The 20,611-nt window shown below is 56.8% G+C and carries 16 protein-coding genes; 6 read left to right on the top strand and 10 right to left on the bottom strand.

The features are described from left to right. Window positions 1-2 precede the first annotated feature (2 nt). From ACUN9X_RS04750 to ACUN9X_RS04730, 5 genes are all read right to left on the bottom strand, one after another. The gene (locus ACUN9X_RS04750; protein ID WP_445472354.1) at window positions 3-473 is read right to left on the bottom strand and encodes a CopD family protein; all 471 of its coding nucleotides are present in this window, start codon (window positions 471-473) and stop codon (window positions 3-5) included. Window positions 474-692: 219 nt separating this feature from the next. Further along, complete coding sequence (gene trxA, locus ACUN9X_RS04745; RefSeq protein WP_445472353.1) at window positions 693-1,019, bottom strand: thioredoxin; 327 nt, start codon at window positions 1,017-1,019, stop codon at window positions 693-695. 176 nt (window positions 1,020-1,195) lie between these two features. Continuing rightward, on the bottom strand, window positions 1,196-1,819 hold the full coding sequence (locus ACUN9X_RS04740; RefSeq protein ID WP_445472352.1) for a TetR family transcriptional regulator C-terminal domain-containing protein: 624 nt from the start codon (window positions 1,817-1,819) through the stop codon (window positions 1,196-1,198). Between the two features lie 161 nt (window positions 1,820-1,980). Then, complete coding sequence (gene ilvD / locus ACUN9X_RS04735; protein WP_445472351.1) at window positions 1,981-3,657, bottom strand: dihydroxy-acid dehydratase; 1,677 nt, start codon at window positions 3,655-3,657, stop codon at window positions 1,981-1,983. Between the two features lie 43 nt (window positions 3,658-3,700). Then, complete coding sequence (locus ACUN9X_RS04730; protein ID WP_445472350.1) at window positions 3,701-4,291, bottom strand: DUF938 domain-containing protein; 591 nt, start codon at window positions 4,289-4,291, stop codon at window positions 3,701-3,703. A 322-nt stretch (window positions 4,292-4,613) separates the two neighbouring features. Here ACUN9X_RS04730 and ACUN9X_RS04725 point away from each other — a divergent pair, with 322 nt between their 5' ends. Continuing rightward, window positions 4,614-7,190: an EAL domain-containing protein gene (locus tag ACUN9X_RS04725; protein WP_445472349.1), complete on the top strand. Its 2,577-nt coding sequence runs from the start codon at window positions 4,614-4,616 to the stop codon at window positions 7,188-7,190. On the opposite strand, the gene ACUN9X_RS04720 is transcribed toward ACUN9X_RS04725, so the two are convergent. The 3 genes from ACUN9X_RS04720 to ACUN9X_RS04710 all read right to left on the bottom strand — a co-directional run bounded on the left by ACUN9X_RS04720 (window position 7,154) and on the right by ACUN9X_RS04710 (window position 10,593). After that, entirely contained in the window at window positions 7,154-8,689 is a 1,536-nt protein-coding gene (locus tag ACUN9X_RS04720; RefSeq protein ID WP_445472348.1) for a flavin-containing monooxygenase, read from the bottom strand. The two genes, ACUN9X_RS04725 and ACUN9X_RS04720, sit on opposite strands and share 37 nt — an antisense overlap. An 89-nt stretch (window positions 8,690-8,778) precedes the next feature. Beyond that, window positions 8,779-9,702: a ferritin-like domain-containing protein gene (locus ACUN9X_RS04715; RefSeq protein WP_260038463.1), complete on the bottom strand. Its 924-nt coding sequence runs from the start codon at window positions 9,700-9,702 to the stop codon at window positions 8,779-8,781. 48 nt (window positions 9,703-9,750) lie between these two features. After that, on the bottom strand, window positions 9,751-10,593 hold the full coding sequence (locus ACUN9X_RS04710; protein WP_445472347.1) for an SDR family NAD(P)-dependent oxidoreductase: 843 nt from the start codon (window positions 10,591-10,593) through the stop codon (window positions 9,751-9,753). An 83-nt stretch (window positions 10,594-10,676) separates the two neighbouring features. Here ACUN9X_RS04710 and ACUN9X_RS04705 point away from each other — a divergent pair, with 83 nt between their 5' ends. Next, the gene (locus tag ACUN9X_RS04705; protein WP_260038465.1) at window positions 10,677-11,327 is read left to right on the top strand and encodes a TetR/AcrR family transcriptional regulator; all 651 of its coding nucleotides are present in this window, start codon (window positions 10,677-10,679) and stop codon (window positions 11,325-11,327) included. Between the two features lie 54 nt (window positions 11,328-11,381). Here ACUN9X_RS04705 and ACUN9X_RS04700 read toward each other — a convergent pair whose 3' ends face one another. Further along, window positions 11,382-11,990 (bottom strand): Yip1 family protein, encoded by a 609-nt coding sequence (locus tag ACUN9X_RS04700; RefSeq protein ID WP_260038466.1) that lies wholly within the window; start codon window positions 11,988-11,990, stop codon window positions 11,382-11,384. A gap of 228 nt (window positions 11,991-12,218) precedes the next feature. On the opposite strand from ACUN9X_RS04700, the gene ACUN9X_RS04695 reads away from it, so the two are divergent. Beyond that, complete coding sequence (locus ACUN9X_RS04695) at window positions 12,219-13,031, top strand: dienelactone hydrolase family protein (RefSeq protein WP_445472346.1); 813 nt, start codon at window positions 12,219-12,221, stop codon at window positions 13,029-13,031. Between the two features lie 47 nt (window positions 13,032-13,078). On the opposite strand, the gene ACUN9X_RS04690 is transcribed toward ACUN9X_RS04695, so the two are convergent. Next, a complete protein-coding gene (locus ACUN9X_RS04690) occupies window positions 13,079-13,651 on the bottom strand; it encodes a glutathione S-transferase family protein (protein WP_445472345.1) in 573 nt (190 codons plus the stop codon). Window positions 13,652-13,850: 199 nt separating this feature from the next. On the opposite strand from ACUN9X_RS04690, the gene ACUN9X_RS04685 reads away from it, so the two are divergent. From ACUN9X_RS04685 to ACUN9X_RS04675, 3 genes are read left to right on the top strand one after another with little or no spacing between them, the layout of a single operon-like run. Next, a complete protein-coding gene (locus tag ACUN9X_RS04685) occupies window positions 13,851-16,610 on the top strand; it encodes an endo alpha-1,4 polygalactosaminidase (RefSeq protein ID WP_445472344.1) in 2,760 nt (919 codons plus the stop codon). Between the two features lie 3 nt (window positions 16,611-16,613). Beyond that, window positions 16,614-20,066 (top strand): tetratricopeptide repeat protein, encoded by a 3,453-nt coding sequence (locus ACUN9X_RS04680; protein WP_445472343.1) that lies wholly within the window; start codon window positions 16,614-16,616, stop codon window positions 20,064-20,066. A gap of 10 nt (window positions 20,067-20,076) precedes the next feature. Beyond that, entirely contained in the window at window positions 20,077-20,607 is a 531-nt protein-coding gene (locus ACUN9X_RS04675) for a hypothetical protein (RefSeq protein WP_260038471.1), read from the top strand. Window positions 20,608-20,611: the final 4 nt, after the last annotated feature.

The following is a 20,611-nucleotide window of genomic DNA, read 5'->3' as shown; positions in this document are numbered from 1 at the left end:
ACTTACATGTTGACCAATACCAGGTAGCGGCCACCCGATCCGACCACGACAACGACGAGCCCCAGAATCAGGTTAATCAACACAAACAGCCTGATCTGCCCCACTCTGCGACCTGCTTCTGCTGTATCAGACGCTGCAACAGCCTGCTTCAGCCGACGATAGGGCGCAAACCAGATATGCAGGAAAATCAGCATCATCAGGAGTCCGAGCGTGAGCATTGCATGCACGTGCCAGCCTGCCGAACCCAGACCGTTGAAGTAAGTGCCCAGCATTCCAAAACCGGTTAATAGCAACGCGATGATGGACACCCAGACCCAACGAAAAAACAGTGACAGCGTATGGCACCAGAGCAGACTGCGCTGCTGCGGCTCCAGCACCTTGGCAGCAGCAGGACGCAGCGCCATATACGCGAAAAACATTCCACCCACCCAGATCACTGCAGCAAGTGTATGCAGAGCAATAAAAAATCCCATGAAGCGCCTCAACGTTTTCGAATAATGAGCAGGACTATATCAGTCGAGAGACCGTCCGCGCACACTGAACAACGCGACATTAAATGAAAGCGGGCAATTCGGCGCTATCGCACCAGTAACCAGACAAAAAAAAGCCGCCAGAATCCGGCGGCAAAGATCGCAACAGCAGTGTCCAAAAGAGTGAAACTCTGATGGAGCCGCTTAGTGGCCCTGCAGTCCTTAGCTATGGGTCTGAATAAATTCGTTCAGCTCGCCTTTCCCCAACGCGCCAATCTGGGTGCCCACTGGCACACCATCCTTGAACAGCATCAACGTCGGGATGGAACGCACACCGAACTTCACCGCCAGTTCACCCTGAGCATCAACATCAATCTTTGCGACTTTCAGGGATTCAGACTGGTCGTCGGCTATATCTTCGAGCAACGGCGCAACAGATTTGCAAGGCCCACACCAGGCGGCCCAAAAATCCACCAGCACGGGTTTGTCAGCTTTCAGCACTTCCTGCTCGAATGTTTCGTTGGTTACTGCGACGGGTTGATTGCTCATATCCAGTCTCCTTCGACCGTTCAGGGTTTCATTTCAGTCACACTTCAACTCATTAATTAGACCGGTCTACTATATTTTCGACCTGTTTTTTGGCGGTCCCGGCCCGGGTACCGCCATCGCTTCAGTTGCGGCTTGACGTCGACAAACCTATTCAGTGTCGGCTGACGCTTCACTCGTCAATTCTTTACACCCAGTATCTGCTCGAAATACATCGTCTTGAAACGCTGCATGGGCTCAACAGACTTACTGACCTTCGCTCTCAATGTTGCGCCCTGCCAGCCCATCTGAAGCAGTTGGGCAAGTGCAGCGGGATCCGCCGCGGGGTCAACATACCCTTGTTCCTGCGCCTCAACCAGACACCGGGTCACGCGCGCTTGCCAACTGGAGAAAATCGCATCAATCCTGAGTCGAAAACTCTCGTTCTGGCCAGCCAGTTCCTGCCCGAGATTACCGACCAGGCACCCCCGGCTGTTATCGCAAGCTTCCATATCGTCAATCGCCGTCCGCAGGTATCGCCGGATACGCTCCAGCGGCAGCAGGTCCGGATTGCCGAGCGTAAGGTCGAGCTGAGCATCATACTCGGCAGCAAAATCATCAATCACCGCCAGACCGAAATCTTCCTTACTGGAAAAATAGTAATAAAAAGACCCCTTGGGCACACCGGCCTCTTTCAACACCACGTTGATGCCCGTGCTGTTAAAGCCCTTGTGCGCAATGATATCGCTACCAATGCGAATCAGTTCTGCCCGTGTATCTGAAGCCGGGCGAGCCTTTTTCCGGGATGTTAATGTAGCTGTCATACGCCTTATAATAGACCAGTCGTCTAGTTGATTCAATTAACCGCTAAGACCCTTTGTTTATCAGGTCATAACCGAGATCGCCGGCGAAATACGGGGCGCAACACTTGCGCCCGGCGCTCACGCAAGTCTTTCCAGAACTCGCGGGAGCAAAATAGCCTGAATCAGAAATCGTCTGTTACTGCGCCTAGCGATGCCGAGTTCACTGTTTTTGCATACTTCGCCAGCACACCGCGCCGGTATTTGGGTTGCGGTGGCTGCCAAGCCTGTCTTCGACGGGCCATTTCATCCTCGGAAATCCCAAGCTCAATGGTGTTGGCCTCAGCATCAATGGTGATAGTGTCGCCGGTCTCGACCAGCGCAATTGGGCCACCATCAGCCGCTTCTGGTGTGATATGCCCCACCACAAAGCCGTGACTGCCGCCGGAGAAACGGCCATCGGTTATCAGCGCCACGTCATTGCCCAGACCTTTGCCCATGATGGCGGAGGTCGGCGTCAACATCTCACGCATACCCGGTCCGCCTTTGGGCCCTTCGTAGCGGATCACCAACACATCACCGGCCACCACAGTGCCATCCATGATGCGCTCCTGGGCCTCCTCCTCGGAATGAAACACGCGCGCCGTGCCTATGAAATGAGTACCTTCCTTGCCGGTAATTTTTGCCACCGCGCCAGTCGGCGCCAGATTGCCACGCAAAATCCGCAAATGGCTGTCTTTCTTGATCGGCATGTCCAGGCCGTGCACGATCGTCTGGCTGTCAGGATAGGGCGCCACGTCTGCCAGGTTCTCCGCCAGTGTTTTGCCGGTTACCGTCATGCAGTCACCGTGCAACATGCCCGCATCCAGCAGCATCTTCATCAATGGCTGTATACCGCCAATCGCAACCAGCTCCGACATCATGTAGTGACCACTGGGCCTAAGATCGGCCAGCACCGGCACACGTTGGCCGATGCGCACAAAATCATCCAGCGACAGCTCGACTTCAGCCGTGCTCGCCATCGCTAACAGGTGGAGTACAGCATTGGTTGAACCGCCCAGGGTGATCACCACAGTAATGGCATTTTCGAATGCCTCCCGGGTCATGATGTCACGGGGTTTGATGTCCTTTTCAAGCAGATTCAGAACGGCTGCACCGGCTGCCCGGCAGTCATCCATCTTGGTCTGCGACACCGCATTCTGGGCAGAGCTTCCAGGAAGACTCATACCCATCGCTTCAATTGCGGATGCCATGGTGTTAGCGGTATACATGCCACCGCAGGAGCCCGGTCCCGGGATGGCGGTTTCTTCGATCTGTTTCACTTCGATCAGATCCATATCACCTTTGGCGTGAGCCCCGACCGCTTCGAAAACCGAAATGATGTCGGTATGGTTCTTACCCGGTTCGATGGTTCCACCGTAGACGAAAACCGATGGTCGATTGAGTCTTGCCAGCCCCATCACGCAGCCAGGCATATTCTTGTCGCATCCGCCGATCGCAACCAGCCCGTCAAAGCCCTCGCAGCCGGCAGCCGTTTCAATGGAATCGGCAATCACCTCACGCGACACCAGCGAGTACTTCATGCCCTCAGTGCCATTTGCTATGCCATCCGAGACGGTGATGGTATTGAAAATAAGGCTTTTACCACCGGCGGCGTCGGCGCCCCTGCCCGCCTCTTCGGCCAGTTCATTGATGTGCATATTGCAGGGCGTCAGGTTGCTCCAGGTTGACGCGATACCCACCTGAGGCTTGCGGAAATCATCATCGTTAAAGCCAACCGCACGGAGCATCGCGCGGCTCGCGGATTTGCCAATGCCGTCTACAACCTGGCTTGAATAGCGGCGGCGTTTATCGTCGGTCATTATCTCTCTCCCGTTGATGCTTCTGCTGCGACAGGCGCACTGATCAATTTTTTTGAAATACGATGAAGCGGTTGTTGGCCGGCATATCCGTAGCCGACATCAGCATCAGACCGCAGTTTGCTGCCCGGTCAACAATCGCCTGCTCATCTTTGATGCCGCTGTTGGCGTCACGTGACTTCAGCCACTTATCAAGGCTGATATTGCCGTCACTGGTGTAGCGGCCGTTGTCATTAAACGGGCCGTAGACGGCAAAGGTACCGCCGCTTTTCAGTGATCCTGAGGCATAAGTGATAATGGCTTGTGCTATCTCCCAGCCTACGAAATGCAGGGTGTTGGCGGTGAAGACGCCGTCGTACACGGGTGCTGGCGGCACGGCATCTGCCGCATCAAGCACTATGGGCTCCGGCAAATTAGCCAGCCCTGCCTCCTGCTGCCAGGCACGCATGCCCTCAAGCGTGTCCGCAACGTCACTCAATTGCCAGCGAACAGACGGGTGGCGTTCCGCTATATAGACACCGTGCTGGCCGGTGCCGCTGCCCAACTCGAGCCATTGCCCGGCGGCCTGCAGCCAGGGCGCCAATGCATCGGCGATAGGTTGCTGGTTGCGAAGACAAGCTTCAGCGACAGGTTTCAAGGCAGTGTCCTTATTCGGTAGTTCATGAATTCAGCCGCACCCGGGTCAGGTCTCAGGCGTGCAAACTAGGGTAACACCACCCGCAACGTAGTTCCTGCATCATGCTCAAAGCGCATGCTCGCTATCAATAAATTGAAATACAAAAAACCATTAAAAATAGTAAAATACCCTGAAATTCAATATGTTAAGTTTTGTTTCCAAGTGTTTGCCGACTGTAATTTACGCGTCTCATCCTAAGTGAGCACCGTTACGCCCGGCGACACCTACAAGGATCGTAATCTCATGCCGGAAAGGATATCTGCAATCGTTGGCCGGGGGCTCCATGGCTGACGCTTCTCAACGACGCCCGCTGGTGGCGCTCGTTATCTGGTTACCGCTGGCTCTCGTTGCGGCCTTGTCTGTATACGTATTGCTTATCCATCACACCGCCATTTCCACTCCGCCAGCACAAACACTCACCCCTCTTGTGCCAGATACCGGCGCCGTTCAGTCACAAATAAGATTCCAGGCACTCCCCCTGCAAACCGTGCTCGATCACAAGTTGTGGCAACAGGATGACAACTGGAACACCAGAGACACATCCCGTGGCAGCCTTGGTTATCTCGACCGACCGACCACATTCCAGGTGATACTGAAGAATTCTGACGACCGCTCTCGCGACCAGTTATTGGTCATTCCTGCTCCCTCACTTGATCAGGTGCGCGCCGTGGTCATAGACCCTGATAACACGTTGCGGCGTCTTGCCACCCTCGGTGACAGTTTCCCGTTTGCCGAACGCACGATCGGCCTCCCTGATCTGATTTGGCCGGTCGCCCTACCCGCCAATAGCGAAACCACCCTGCTCTTCGAAGTGGTCAATGCCGGCCCCACACTGTTTCCGTTTTCAGTGACCGACGCCGAATCCATGCTTTCAACTGTGGGCGTGTCCATTGCCTGGAAGGCTTTTCTTTACGGCATTCTGGTATTTGCCCTGTTTTTCTGTCTGGCGCTGCTGGCGATGCTGCGCCAGGTAAGGCTAGCCTGGCTATCAGGCTTAATCATGGCCTCCCTGATTTCACAGCTGTCTCTGGACGGCTTCGGGCTCTGGCTCATTTGGCCGGACATGCCGGCCGTAAATGATCTGCTGACCCCCATGCATGCGCTGAGCGCGCTTTGCCTGCTGGGTTTCACCCGGCACTACCTCGGCATCACCGGTCATCTTCGCGGCCTGATGATCTTGGGCAAATGTATATTACTGGTACTTGCCCTCGCCGCGCCGCTTCATCTTAATTGGGCAAGCCAAGGCAACATTCTCTTGATCAGCGGGGCGACGATACTGTTTGTGGTGGGGGTTGCCGTGAGCCGTCGCCCATGGAATGCGCCCGCACGCACGCTCTCAGGTTTTCTGCTAATACAACTGCTGGGCGCTATTCCCGTGCTGATGCGCACCGTGGGTCTTTTGCCGGTAAACGAACTGACCACATCCAGCTTCTTTATCAGTTCAGCGGTAGCTTCGGTGTATCTGACCCTCATGGTGGCCTATTCGTTAATGACAGAACGCCGGCGACGGCGCAGCGCCCACTCACAGGCCACACGAGAACGCGAACTGCGTACCCGACTGACGCAGGATTACAACCAGTTGCTGACCAACCACCGGATCACGCGACGCCCCAGCCGCCCCATCATTGAACAGGCACTGGATCAACTCCACGCCGACGGCACCGCCTACACCATCGGTATACTGCGACTGGAGCGTTATCCTGAACTTGAGCGGACGCTGGGTTACCGGGAAGCTGAAAAACTGTTGCGAATCTACCTCTCGCGTTTCAGCCGATTCCTTGAATCATCATTTGCGGAGCAGCTGGTGCTGTTCCAGGGGCATTGCCTCGGGACAATCGATACCGCCAGTCATGTCTTCGCTTTCAAAACCGCATTGAAAACCGACACCGGAAAACCGGGGGCCGCCATCAACTGGCACATGATTGAACACTGGCTCCAGAGAACATTCGTGGAAGAGCGCTATGCCTTTAGCTGGACACCGCGCATCGGTATCGCAACAGCCCCGGAGCACGGCGACCGAAGCAGCGATCTGATCTCCCGTGCGGGCTATGCGACCCTCTCCCGTCACCAAAGCATTAACCTTTATAATCCGCAGGCCGCCGAGCAACAGGATCTGCAACATTTCCTGCTACTGGATCTGGATCAATCCCTGAGAAATGGCGACATCCACATGGCCTACCAACCCAAAATCAGCCTGCACAGCGGTGAAATTACCGGGTATGAGGCACTCATCCGCTGGCAGCATCCCGGTTACGGTGAAGTGACGCCCAGTCAGTGGATTCCGTTTGCCGAGCAGGTGGGTGCAATTCACCCGGTCACGCTATGGGCCATTGACCGGGCCGCGCAGGATCTCGCCCAGTTGCGGGCGGCAACGGCCGACGATGTGACCGTCGCCGTGAACATATCGGTTCAGGACCTGGCGAATGCCGACTTTCATCTGGAGGCCGCCGACTGTCTTCGACGCCACAAGGTCAATCCGGCGCGGATGGTGCTTGAGATTACCGAGACTGCCGTGATGGCGGACAAGCAGATGGCGCGCGTGATGCTCGACAAGTTACGGAGCCACGGCTTTCGAATCGCACTGGATGATTTCGGCACAGGGCACTCGTCGCTGGGGGCGCTGGTCAACTTTAATGTCGACGAGCTGAAAATTGACCGCAGCTTTCTTACTGATATCGGCCAGGATGCTGTACGGCAAAGTATTTTCCGTGCGGCATTCGCTCTCGGTACAGCGCTGAACCTGCGAATTGTCGTGGAAGGTGTCGAAACCCGAGATGTGGCCGATTGGCTGAAACAGTTTCCCGGCCTGTATGGGCAGGGCTTCTACTGGGGCCGGCCAGCTACTCTCACTACCCGATAATCGCCAGGATCAAAGCCTTCCATCTGGCGTGCATACTGGCTGGCAAAACCGGGAAACATAGTAGCGTTAAACCCGTCTTCGGTGAGATACCAACTCTTGCAACCGGAGTTCCAGTTGGTCTTTGCCAGTCGCTTCTGAATATCGTGATTATGCCGCCGCTGCACGTCCTTGCGCACATCCAGGCTCTTGATACCCTCTGACGTCATCATTTTTACCGCTTTTACCAGATACTCGATCTGGGACTCCATATAGACCAGAGCCGAGTTATGGCCCGGCCCTGAATTGGGGCCGAATGTAATGAACAGATTGGGATAACCGGCAACGTTGATACTCTTGTAGGCCTGTGCGCCACGCTTCCAGTCGGTATCAAGATCGCGCCCTTTGCTGCCGGTGACCTTGAACGGGGTGCCGTTATTGTTCACGTCAAACCCGGTTGCAAACACGATGCAGTCGAACTGGTGCTCGATACCTTCGGCAGTGCGAATGCCATTTTCACAAAGTCTGGCAATGGGCCAGGTGATCAGACGGCAGTTGTCCCGCTGAAGCGCCGGATAGTAGTCGCTGGACATCAGTACCCGCTTGCAGCCAATACGGAAATCCGGCTTCAGCTGGCGGCGCATCCAGGCATCTTTCACCTGATGATTAAGGTGTGCCTCCGAGACTCGCTCAAGCAGACCGGTCAGTGGCGAGTTCCAGATAATGCCCAGCGCCATGGATTCGTGGGCGAGGTACAGTGCCCTACGCACTGATTCCTGTGCTTTCGGCACGCGGCGGAACAGCAGTTTATTCCATTGCGGTGTAGCAAAATCCGGGCGCGGCATCACCCAACCGGGTGTGCGTTGAAAAACCGTGAGTTTATCGACCTTCTTTACCAGCTCCGGGACGATCTGCACGCCGCTGGCGCCAGTACCGATAACCGCCACCCGCTTACGGTTGAAATCATAGTCATGATCCCATCGGGCACTGTGGATTTTGTGTCCCTTGAACTCATCGAGGCCCGGAATGTCCGGAAAACTGGCATTGGACAATGGCCCCTGTGCCATCACTACAGAGCGGGCCTGAAAGGTCTCACCGGTTTGAGTGACGGCAGTCCAGAGACCGGTTTTATCGTCATACCGGAGATGGCTGACATCCCGACCAAAGCGGACCAGTTGCCGCAAGTTGTAGTGGTCTGCAAGGTGATGCACGTAATCCAGAATTTCGCGGCTGCCAGCAAAACTGCGCGACCAGTCCGGATTGGGTGCAAAAGAAAACGAATAAAGATTCGACGGAATATCGCAGGCCGCACCAGGGTAAGAGTTATCTCGCCAGGTACCGCCTACGTCGTCGGCTCTTTCCAGAATAACAAGATCGCCAACACCTTCCTGCTGCAAGCGCAGCGCAGCGCCCAGCCCGGCGAAACCGGCACCGACGATCAGGACGTCATGGGGTTTATTCGTGGCTGGCGCCTGCCTGGGGGTTGCCTTTCGGGCGCCAGATTTCATGGTCGGGATCGTCATAGGTTTCTCTCGTTCAGCCAAACACGCGGTAACACACTGCGTTCACCGCGGCTCTCAGATACTTTCAGATCTGGGTGGAAGCCATCGGTTCAGGCGGTCGGCCGCCAGGTCAGCTCTTTCACCCAGCTTGGAACGGGCCCCAGCGCACGCCGGGGTATGTAGTTGCTCAGTTTCACCAGCGCATCCACCGGCTTGTGGTAAATATGGCTCCGATCAACCACCATCCTTCCGTGCTGACTGATAATCTGAAACCAGGGGTTGCGGCGCCCTTCCTTCGTGCGCCCGCCAATACGCTGGTATTTGTCCATAGCCTCGTAAAGTCGCTCTTCCTTCAGGCCCATCTCCACAATGTTGTCGCGCATTCGGTTAAGCAGCGGCGCATATGCCAGCACACCCATAATCAGTTTCGGGCTGACTACCGTGCCGATTGTCTTGACCGCAAGCTGATGCAGCCGACCACGCCCCAGCATTTCCATGACATGGAAATCCACCCCCAGATGTCGGGCTTCGTCTGCATTAATCTTCTCGAAAACCTGATGGCATAACGGGTCGTTGACCTCATCCAGCAGAAATTTCAGCAAGGCGCCATCCAGAGCAATCTCAAGCATCGGAATCACAGAACCCAGCACTTCAAGCGGCATATCATCGCTGTAGCGATCCAGCCACTCGATGGTCAGCCGGAGGTTGATATTGGGCTCGGGCAGCTCTTCACCTTCCAGCATGCCCCAGCGACGCATCAACGCCATTTCGGCATTCGCGTGACGCTGCTCTTCGGCGTGGAAGTATGTGTAGATTTCCCGCAGGGTATCGGTCGGCGCTTTCTTTGCCATTGCGGCAAAACCACGGGCGCCGACATGCTCAATCCACATCAGGTCTGACATAAAGGCTTTGAGTTTGGGCCACTGGGCTTCGCTGATCATCTCCGCACCGGGAGCCTCCCAGTCAATATCCGCCAGCGCCCACTGGCTGGCCTTGATTTTCGCCAGCATGTTATCGAGATCAATCGTTGCCATGGCTATATATCCCCTGTGGGTGTGGTGATAGAGATTGCGTACGGGTAGTCATTGCAGGCGACTGGTGCCGAAGCGGTTGATCAGTCCGGTGCCCAAGGCATAGGTGCGGGGTATCAGGCGTTTGGTCCGCCAGATCATCCGCGCATCAAACTGTGGCATCACATAGAGGTCGCCGCTGCGGTGAGCATCAAGCGTCATCCGTACGACCTGCTCAGGCGACATGCCGAACCGGTTCATCAGACGGTCAAACAACCGGGACGATTCGCCTACGATACGGCCGTTCGCATTGATATTGGTTTTGACCAGCGTCGGACACAGCGCCGTTACGCTGATCCCGGTGCCTGCCAGTTCCGCCGCCAGCGTCTCGCTGAGGGCCAAGACCCCGGCCTTGCTGACGTTATAGGGCCCCATCAGCGGCGCGGCAGAATAACTGGCCGTCGACGCGACGTTGATAATCCCGCCCCGTCCCTGCTCCCGCAGCAGGGGTGCAAACACGTGGCAGCCATGAATCACACCCCAGAGGTTGATATTGAGGGTCCATTTCCAATCGGCGATGGTGGTTTCACCTACCGGCTTGCCACCGGCACCGACGCCTGCATTGTTGATCACCAGACTAATCGGCCCAGGCAGCACTCTGGCTGCGTCTTTTGCAAGCGCCTGCACCGATGCCAGCTTGCTGACATCACATTGGCTCGCCCAGGCCTGACCACCGGCTGCGATAACGTCTTCCGCCGTTGCCCGGGCGGATTCGGCGCTTATATCCGAACAGTGGACAGCGCCTCCCCGGCGCGCGATTTCCAGGGCAAAGGCACGCCCTATACCGCTACCTGCACCGGTAACAACCGCAGAAACACCCGCTTCAGGTTTCTCGGGCAAACGACTTCCAAACATGGGCCACCTACACTGGTTGAAATGCATCGTTGATGGCATTCAAAGTAAAGCGAATGCTTGTTCGGATTCAATTCGGAAAAATTATGGCGAGAAAACCGAGTCAGACGCGGGCAAAAGCAACGGTAAACGCAATTGTGGAGGCCGGTTTCATTGCAATGGCCGAGCGCGGTCCGGCAGCAACAACCACGCGGCAAATTGCTGATATTGCGGGAGTTGGCGTCGGTTCACTGTATGAATACTTCGACAACAAGGACGCGATTTTCAGCGTGATGTCGGAGCGGTTTGTGGCAGATACCGTGGCGTTGATCAGACCGTTGATCCCGACCCTTGTTCGGATGCCGATATCAGATGCCGTACGGGAGTTGCTCGAAAGATTCAGGGAATTCCTGCAGGAAGGTGACGGGCGCTATCTCAATTGTGTCCAGTACGCGATCACCCTCGACTTCGAGATGTATCTCGATCCGCTACAAACGGCGCTGTCGGAACTGGTCACTCAGTACCTCATGCATCACCCGGAAACACTGCAGATACGCAGCATTCCCACTATGAGTTACATCATGATTCACGGCGGCATATTTGCGGTAGTCCGACACCTGACAGAGCCCAACCCGCCGATCAGCTTTGATGAGCTGGTTGAGGGACTGGCGCGAATGGTGGGTCATTACATAGAGCAGGAAATTGCGCTGGCCAAAGCCACACGCTCAGAGCTGAACGCTCAGACTCGGGGAGATTGAAAGCTTTCGGGGAACCCGGCAGTTAACGCTCGCCGGGCCCCAACCCGCAATCTGCTAGCCGACATACTGCGGAGCAAAACCTATATTCCAGATAAGTACCGATCCAATGCGAGTGCAGACCAGAATTACCAACGCCACAGTCAGCACCGCGCCGCAATAAACCACCGCCTGTTCTTTGGGAATACCCAGCACAATCGGCAGACCGTCATAGATCAGATAACCTGCATAGGCGGCAGCCGCCAGAAAAACCAGCCCGTTAAACCAGGGGACCGGATAAAGCAGCGCAAACCCGGCAAGAAACAGCGGCGTGCTGGCATATGCCGCCAGCGCCATGCCATTGGATTTGTCAGCTTCGCTGGTGGATCCATAGGTCTTCGCCATCCAGTCAATGGCATAGCCCATCGCAAACACGCCAACGAGTATCGCAATATAGGTCAGTACACTCAGCTGAATTGCACTGATATTGGAGAGCTTGATCAGGCGCTCGCTACCCACCGTCCAACCGAAGTAAGTGGTCGAAATGTAGGCGCAGATCGGGCCGATCGCGGCAAGAATCAGCACATAAGACACATAAAGGTGAGCCGGTGTTTCATGTTCCTTGCGAATGGTCGCCCACTCGGCATCGGGATGAGTGAACAGTCCAAAAGCATGTTTGAGCAGCATGGATCTCTCCTTTTTATATGATCAACGCGTTCTTTACGGCGTCATTCTTTCAATCAGCATCATCGCCGAGCCGGCTTGAAAAAACAGTCTCTTCGGCGCGATCTGTATTGAGTCTAGTTCAGATTCAGCACTGTGCTTTAGATGCAGATCCGACTATATTCCTATCCAGATTAGACGACCCGTCTGGTTACCGCGAATCCCAGGCTTAAAACCCGCCATGGAGGCATCATGAAAACCCGATCATCCCTTACTGGCATCAGCATTATTGTGGCCGCATTGCTGGCGACAGCCTCTGCTCATGCCGAACTCAAAACAGAAAGTGTGACCTATGACGTCAACGGCGAGAGCTTCAGCGGCTACTTTGCCTATGATGACGAAGTCTCGGGCAAGCGACCGGGCATACTGGTTGTTCACGAGTGGTGGGGGCATAACACCTTTGCTCGCAAACAAGCAGAGCGATTGGCGGATATGGGCTATACCGCCTTCGCCTTGGATATGTACGGCTCGGGCAAAGTGGCGCAACACCCCGACGACGCCATGGCGTTCATGAAAGCGGCCATGAGCAATCCGGATGCCGTAGAGGCCCGATTCATGGCGGCCATGTCAGTGCTGCAAAAACACCCCACCGTCAATCCCGATCAGATTGCAGCGCAAGGTTACTGTTTCGGCGGCGGAGTGGTGCTGAATATGGCAAGACGCGGAGTGGATCTGGCGGGTGTCGTCAGCTTCCACGGCTCACTCGCGGCTGCCTCTACCGCAGAACCCGGCACGATCAAACCGCGCATTCAGGTGTATACCGGTGGTGATGACAGTTTTGTGCCTGCCGATCAGGTGGGCGCCTTTGTAACCGAGATGCAAACAGCAGGCGCCGCATTGGAACTGGTCAGCTACCCGGGCGTTAAGCATTCATTCACCAGCCCGGGTGCAGACGCGCTTGGCAAACAGTTCGATATGCCACTGGCCTATAATGCCGAGGCAGCAGAAGATTCGTGGGATCGCACCGGTCGCTTCTACGATGAGCTGTTCGGACAGGAAGACTGATAGGTGTGCCTGAACCGCTGCAAGCACAAGCCTGCAGCGGTTTTTCATCAGGCGTTGCGGGGATCGGTTTCTGCGATCATCGGCTGATGCTTATTACTGTCCCGGAAACGGAGCAGGCTATCCACTTCGGTGAAGTCCACAATTTCCCGGAACGCCATCCAGTCAACAGTGCTGTATAGGCAGATGGCAGGATACTGCCAATCATTGAACTCCCCGGCATCGACCATTGCAGCCAATGTACGCAAAGACGTCATGATGCGTTCGCGCTGCAAATTGTAGAACATGGTATCGCTGTCGACGTCAATGCCGGACTTTTTGGACAGCAGAAGCGTCACGCAGGAGTCGTTGACCGCATCAATCAGAGTGAGCTGGTTCTCCTGATCCCAGCTCAGGGCCGCGATGCCCTGCTTGTGAGCAAGATAGCGTGCGATGACCCGTGAGTCATACACCGCCTGGTCCCCATCCTGCAGCATCGGTATCTTAAGCGCAGGATTGTTGCGCCGCAGCTCGTCGCGGCCTGCACCATAGATATCCAGGCTGACGAAGTCATAATCTGCATCGCCCAGCAGCAGGCGAATACGACGTACATAAGGAGATGTAGTTGAACCTATCAGTTTCATGGCAAAACCCCTTTTTCAGGCCCCTTGAAGAAAGTTTTCGGAAATCGACCGCAGCGTGCATCCTGACGCCCCGGTTCATCGTATACTCTTGTCGGCATGTCGTTGAAGTCATTGATGCTGCCAGGCCGGTGAAGCAAATTTAGCCTATGATGATGGTGTTTCAATTCCCTATATCACTCGTGTTATCAATCGACCCGTAATGATCCGACTTTTTCTGAGCATCCTGGTTTCTCTGGTTTTTTATAGCGGCGCCAGTCATGCGTCGCAACCTGAGAACATCGGCTTTTACTACGGCAACGAGGCCCCCGTCGCATCGCTAATGGCTTACGACTGGCTGGTACTTCAGCCCGATCGGGTCTCCGCTTCGCGACTGGACGACCTGCGCCGCGCAGGCACCGTTCCGCTGGCGTATATCAGTCTCGGTGAAATTGCCCGTGACCACAAACAATACCGGCAAGCACCAGCAAAAGGCCTGCTCGAGGAAAACAAAGCCTGGCGCAGCCGGGTGTTCGACCTGCGCAGGGAAGACGTTCAACGCTTTATCATCGACCAGTTGGTCGAACCTGCATTCAAAGCCGGCTTCAACGGCGTTTTCCTCGATACGCTGGACAGCTTTCAGCTCACAGAAGCCGGCCGCGCCGAACCGGAGGCCTTTGCCGCCGCTCAGCAGCAGATAATCGAGAAAATCCGTAATGCCCACCCGAAGGCACACATACTGGTCAACCGGGGGTTTCAGCTTCCCGATGCCGCCCGTGCTTTGGTCGATGGTGTCGTCGTTGAGTCCTACCGCCGCGGCTACAACCCCGATAAAAAGCGTTATACCCGGGTCAGCGACAGCGATCGCGCATGGCTCGATCAGCAGTTCGACAAGTGGCGCCAGATCCGCCCGGACATTCCCTTTATCGCCATCGACTACATCGAAGAAGACAAAGACGCTGATGCGCTGGCGCGCCAGTTACGATCCGATGGCTTTATTCCCTATGTCTCTGACCCGGATCTACTGCGTCTGGGGCCAACACAGCCGTCCCGTGTCAAACGGCAAATTCTGGTGTTTCACGACGCTCCAAGCGGACAACTGATCCAGAGCACCGCCCATATTCAAGGCGGCGTATTGCTGGACGAGCTCGGCTACATACCCCATTACCGTAGTACTCAGGCGCCGCTACCCAAGGAGCCCGCGACCGATCGGTTTGCCGGCATTGTGGTCTGGTGGGAAACCGCCGGCCAAAGTAACCGGCTGTGTAATTGGCTCATACGTCAACAACAGGCAGGTTTGCCGGTTGTTGTGCTGGGCCAGGTGCCCGGTGACCGGTCCTGCAAGCAGCTGATCGGCGCAGGCGCACTGGGCACACCTTCCGGTCAGCTCGACAGCAAGCCGCTGCAGCCTTCATTTGCCAATTATGAAAGTCGTCGGCTGCCTGCCGCCGATGGCAGCTCGCTGCCACAAGTCGATATCGGCACCGTCACACCCTGGGCGACCATAACAGACAGTAAGAATATCGAATTCACGCCTGTGTACACTTTCTCGGGTGGCGGCGTGGCTTTGACGCCCTACCTGTTCGAGCCCGGTCCGGACGACCAGAAATACTGGCTGTTCAATCCGATCACCTTCATGGCTGAAGCGCTTAGCAAGCCGTCGTTCCCAGCGATTGATGTGACCACCGAAACCGGCCGCATTATTCTGACCTCTCACATCGACGGCGACGGATTTGTCTCGCGTGGCGAATTCCCCGGTGCGCCGCTTGGGGCAGAAGTTATAGAAGACAAAATCCTGAAGGCCTACCCTGTTGCCCATACGGTTTCGATTATCGAAGCGGAAACCAGCCCAAAAGGCATTTACCCAAGCACCAGCGCCGAGGCTGAACCGGTGGCACGATCGATTTTCCGTCTGCCTCAGGTCGAAGTCGCATCCCATTCTTACAGCCACCCGTTTTTCTGGAATCTGCTGGAAGACGGGCCGAAGAAACTGCCTAAATTCGCCGATTATGGTTACTCCCTGGATATTCCCGGCTACACACCAAAGCTGGAAACGGAGATCGCCGGATCCGTCGCTTACATCAATAAGCTTGCACCACCGTCCAAACCAGTGAAGGTTTTTCTCTGGACCGGCGATGCTTTCCCCGGCGTCAATGCCCTGCGACAGGTGCGCGAAGCTGATCTGCTCAATGTGAATGGCGGTAACACCCACCCACTCAAATATGAATCCGAACTGGCGGGTGTCTGGCCGGTTGCACGTCCGGTTGGAGATGAGCTGCAGATTTACGCCCCGGTGATGAACGAAAATCTTTACACTAACCTCTGGCACGGCCCGTACTATGGGTTTCGTGATGTCATTGACACCTTTAACATTCTGGAACGGCTCGGCCGCCTGAAGCCCATCAGTATCTACTACCATTTTTACTCGGGCACCAAGCCCTCTGCCCTTCACGCGCTGCAGGAGATCTACGACTACGCACTGAGCCGGCCGGTCACGTCACTGTTCCTCAGCCAGTATGCCGTGCGGGCCGAAACCGCCTATCGTTCAGTGCTGATGAGGGCCGACGATGGCCGCTATCAATGGCGTGGAATTGGCCAGCCTCATACCGTGCGCATCGACCTCGATCAGTATCCCGATCTTGATGCCAGCCTGGGTGTTGCCGGTTACAAGGACGATGCGGGCAAGCGCTTTGTCCATCTGACGGGCGCCTCTCCACAGTTAAAACTGACCGACAGACCACCCTCAGCCCCTTACCTGCGCAGCGCCAATGCAGTGCTGACCCGCTGGACCCGGGAACAAGAGGGCAGTCAGTGGACTATTTCAATGGGGTTTGAAGGCCACCAGCCTCTGGACATCACCATGGCCGCCAAACGTTGTCGGGTGAAGCGTGGCCCTGCCATGAAGATCACCACAGCTGCCGACGGGGTTCATCTCAGCACGACAGCGCAGCGTGTTGACCGGCTTGATCTGGAGTGCCAGTAACCTATGGCGGCACCACGGGAAAAGTTCTTCAGCCTGCCATCGCTGCTCATCGTTGCCGCGTTGATCGGATTGGCGCTCTATGCGCTGTTCCCGAGGCAGGCTGTGTTTGAGAACGTAAACTATCTCGACCGCCCCGACGCCCTTTCTATTGCCTACCTCGATGTCCTGCTTCGGGCGGACCCGGACAATACCGCGGTCCGGATCAACCTCGCGCGCATGCTCCGGGTCACCGGCCAGAACGCCCGCGCAGAAACCATCCTGCGACCGCTGATGCAGCGGGATGCAATTCCATCACTGGCGTTCGGGGAGTACATCAACCTGCTGCGCCAACGCGTGTTCGCGGCCAAACCAGGCCCGGATCGCGATGCAGCTGAGCGTGAACTCTATCTCAACCTGCTTCAGCTGCCTCGTCAAAACTACCCGTTCGAACGGCGTATGGCATTGCTGGACAGTGCCACCGATGCCATTACACCACTGCAGTCCCAGGTGCTGCTTAGGGATATGCTGGCGCAAGCCTCAGACGCCGGTCAGCGACAGGCACTGCGAGTGCGCCTGGCCCGTATTCGAGAGTCCCAGGGCGCCCCGGGCGCTGCGGCGCAGCTGTTGAGCGATAACATCAGCGACACACCACCGGCTCAGCAACCTGCGCTCTTCGCCGAAATCATCCGCCTGCAACTGGCGAGCGGAGAGCCGGAAAAGGCCCTGCTCACGTTCAAGGCCCGCGTTGCCAAGCCGAAAATGGATGTAACCGGATTGGAGCAGGGCATCCGGCTCGCACGTCTGGCGGGTTCTCCTGAGGATGCCCAGCGCTGGCTCGGCCAGCTTGCTGCACAGCAGCCCGATAACGTGCCGCTGCAAAGGGAATACATGGCTTCACTGTTAGCGAGTGGCGATCTGGATCGAGCGCTGGGTGCCGCGCGGCGCCTGCAACGCTATCCGAACCAGCTTACTGACGACGACCGCCAACAGATCGCACAACTGCTGGAGTGGACGGATCACCCCGCCGAAGCCCTGACAGCCTGGACCCAGATCTACCGCAAAACCGGCAGCACGCTGTCCTATGATCGCGCCCATGAGCTGGCTCAATCCCTGTTCGACTGGCAAACGCTTGAAGCCCTTCTCAGGCTGCGCAATGAGCGAGGCCAGCTCGACGAGCAGGACTATGCCCTGTTAGCCGATACCCATATCAGAGACGGCAATCTGGAAGCGGCCAAAGCCACGCTTACTCAAGGCCTTAAACGCTACCCTCGGTCGTCTGCTTTACGGGACCGCCAACTTGCACTGCTACTGAACTCCCGTGATTTCGAAGGCGCAATTGCGCTGCTTGAAAACCGCAGCGATCTGACCGACGAACAACGTTTCGAACTGGCCAACCTCTACTGGCATACCCGCCAACCGGAAAAGGCATTTGACCAGTTGCAGTTCCAGGCCGGTGATCCGCTCCTTAACGAAGAAGTTGTGGCCACCCGGCTGGCGCTGGGGACCTACCTTGGTCGCACCGATCAGCTGCGGAATGATTACCAGAACCTGATCGGTATGGCGGATGATCCAAACACATCACCGGACATCCTGGAGCAACTGATCCAACTGGCCGTTCGCTTCGGCGACTACGATACGGCCTACAAACTCAGCCAGAACCGTTACGCCAAGACCGGCGAGTTGCGTTACCTGATCAATTCCGCCGAGTACCAATCCGCGATGTCCGACTGGCCCGGCATGTCAGAAACACTGGATCAATGGGCCGCTATCGCTCCGGATGCAGAGAACTCACCGCGTTACTGGACACTGCGGGCACTTGCCTACCATCAACAGGATCAACTCGTCGCCGCCGACGCCGCTTATCGCCGTGCGCACGCCCTGCTCCCCAATGACACCGAAATCCTGATCGGCTGGAGCTGGTTGCAGATCAGCGATATCAGCCAGTTCCGCGAGACGCTGCGGCACCTGCTCGCTGAACTCGCCGAGAACCCGGACTCTGACGCCTATCCGGTTCTGGCCTATGGATACAGCGCGCTCGGCGAGCCCCGCATTGCACGCGACTGGTTTCTGCTTGGGCTCGACAGCAACCGGGACAATCAGGACTGGCTACTGTCCACCGCCACGACACTGGAGCAGACCGGATCGCCGCTGGCCGCGCGCAACCTGCGTCAGTCGGTTGACCCCAACCGGATCACTGAGCCGGAACAGCGCATCGCCTTTTATGAAGACCAGGGGCTGCACCGGCTCGCCTGGCGCACCCTCGAACAATCCGGCCAGACACCGGCAGCGCTCACGACGCAAAACCGTGTTGCCTTGAGCAGCTACGCCCTGGATCAGGACAACACCCTGTTTGCAGAAGCCATGCTCGCCCAGATCGGTCCCAGCCGGCGCAACGACATACCGAAGGTTTATGCGACGCCGGAAAGCCGTGCGGAGCAGGCCCGGCGCTTGCGACTGCAACTCGACCAACTTGAATCTCCGAACACCCCCGCAGCACAATCGGCGCTGGCACGGGACACCGTCGAGCTGCACAAGCAGCTTCCGCGAACCGTGCAATTGGGAACCGAAAGGCTCAACCTCGGTAACTTCGCGGTGCAGCAAACCGGCGCAGCCGGACGCTATGCCTTCCACCTTGACGATCACCTGTTTGTACTGGACGGCGAACTCCGCACGCTGCATGCCAACGGCCCGGGACGGCTGCGCGAGCGCCCGGCTGACTCTGTTGAGGGCGGCGTCGCCTTAACCGGTCTGGAGGAGAACTGGAGCTGGGAGCTGACCGGCGAACAACTGGCGCGGGCCGCCGGCAACGAACTCGCGGGCGGCCTGGAGATCAACTGGCAACCAGTTGATCGCTGGTCCCTGACCGGCGGCATCGGCCGCAACGAACGCACACCGGATACCGCCGAGTCCTGGTGGTTGCTGGGCCGTGACCGGGAATACATCGGGGCGAGCTATACCCCGTTTTCACGCCTCACACTTTCGGCGCAGCTACAGCGTATGAGCGTGCACAGCTCTGACGGCAACGGGCTCGGTGAGGGCTATGGCACCGACCTGACCGGGACCTACACTGTATTCCGTGAAGACCCGGCGATGACCGTCACCCTGAATTATCAACGTCAGCGACTGGATCTGACGGATCCACTGCCGGCTGATGTGCTGGCCGAGCTGGACCAACCGCTGGCACCATCAGAACTACTGACAGATGAATACGAAAGAATTGGCATGGCGACCCGCTGGTTCCACGGCGAGCCCCATGCGCTCTACCGGACGACACCTTCGCCACGCGCTTTTCTTGAGCTGGGTGCAGGCTACGTCCTGTCCACCAATACACCTGAGGTCGGTGTTGGTGTGGGCCTCGGATGGCGCCTGACAGGCGATGATGAACTGGCGCTTTCCGGCCGCTGGACCTCCGAAGGTCTGGACGGTAACGGACGAGCAGATCTCAACCTAACCTATACGCTATACCTCGGTCGTTAAGGAGACCCTGATGAAACGACTTATACGCTACTGCTGGCCCATTGCACTTGCTACATTGATGGCCGGATGTGCCGTCATCCAAAGCGAAGACAGCGCGCCCATTCCGTCCGACAGCACGTTTGCTGTGGTGCCGCTGACCAACCTGTCGCAATCACCACAGGCGGGCGAGCAGGCAGCCAGCATTCTGGCTGCAATCATGCGCGCCAAAGGCAGCAAGAATGTCACCCTGTTCCTGCCCGAAAACCGCAACCCCTTGCTGTTCGATAACACCGAGCAACGCAAGGACGCCATTGAAGCAGCGCAACAACAGGGCGCCGACTATCTGGTGACGGGGACTGTGGAAGAATGGCGCTACAAGAGTGGCCTTGATGGGGAACCTGCGGTCGGTGTCACACTGGAAATTCGTACCGAAGACGGTCAAACCATCGTCTGGTCAGGTACTTCGGCACGCACAGGCTGGGGCCGGGAAAGTCTCAGTGTGGCCGGGCACAAAGTCATTGATGAACTCACAGAGGCCATGCCTCTGGTCAGTCCACAGTAAAAGG

This window comes from Marinobacter sp. V032, from assembly GCF_052645435.1.
The sequence above is the reverse complement of the archived record's forward strand: the minus strand, read 5'-3'. Positions and strand labels throughout refer to the sequence as shown.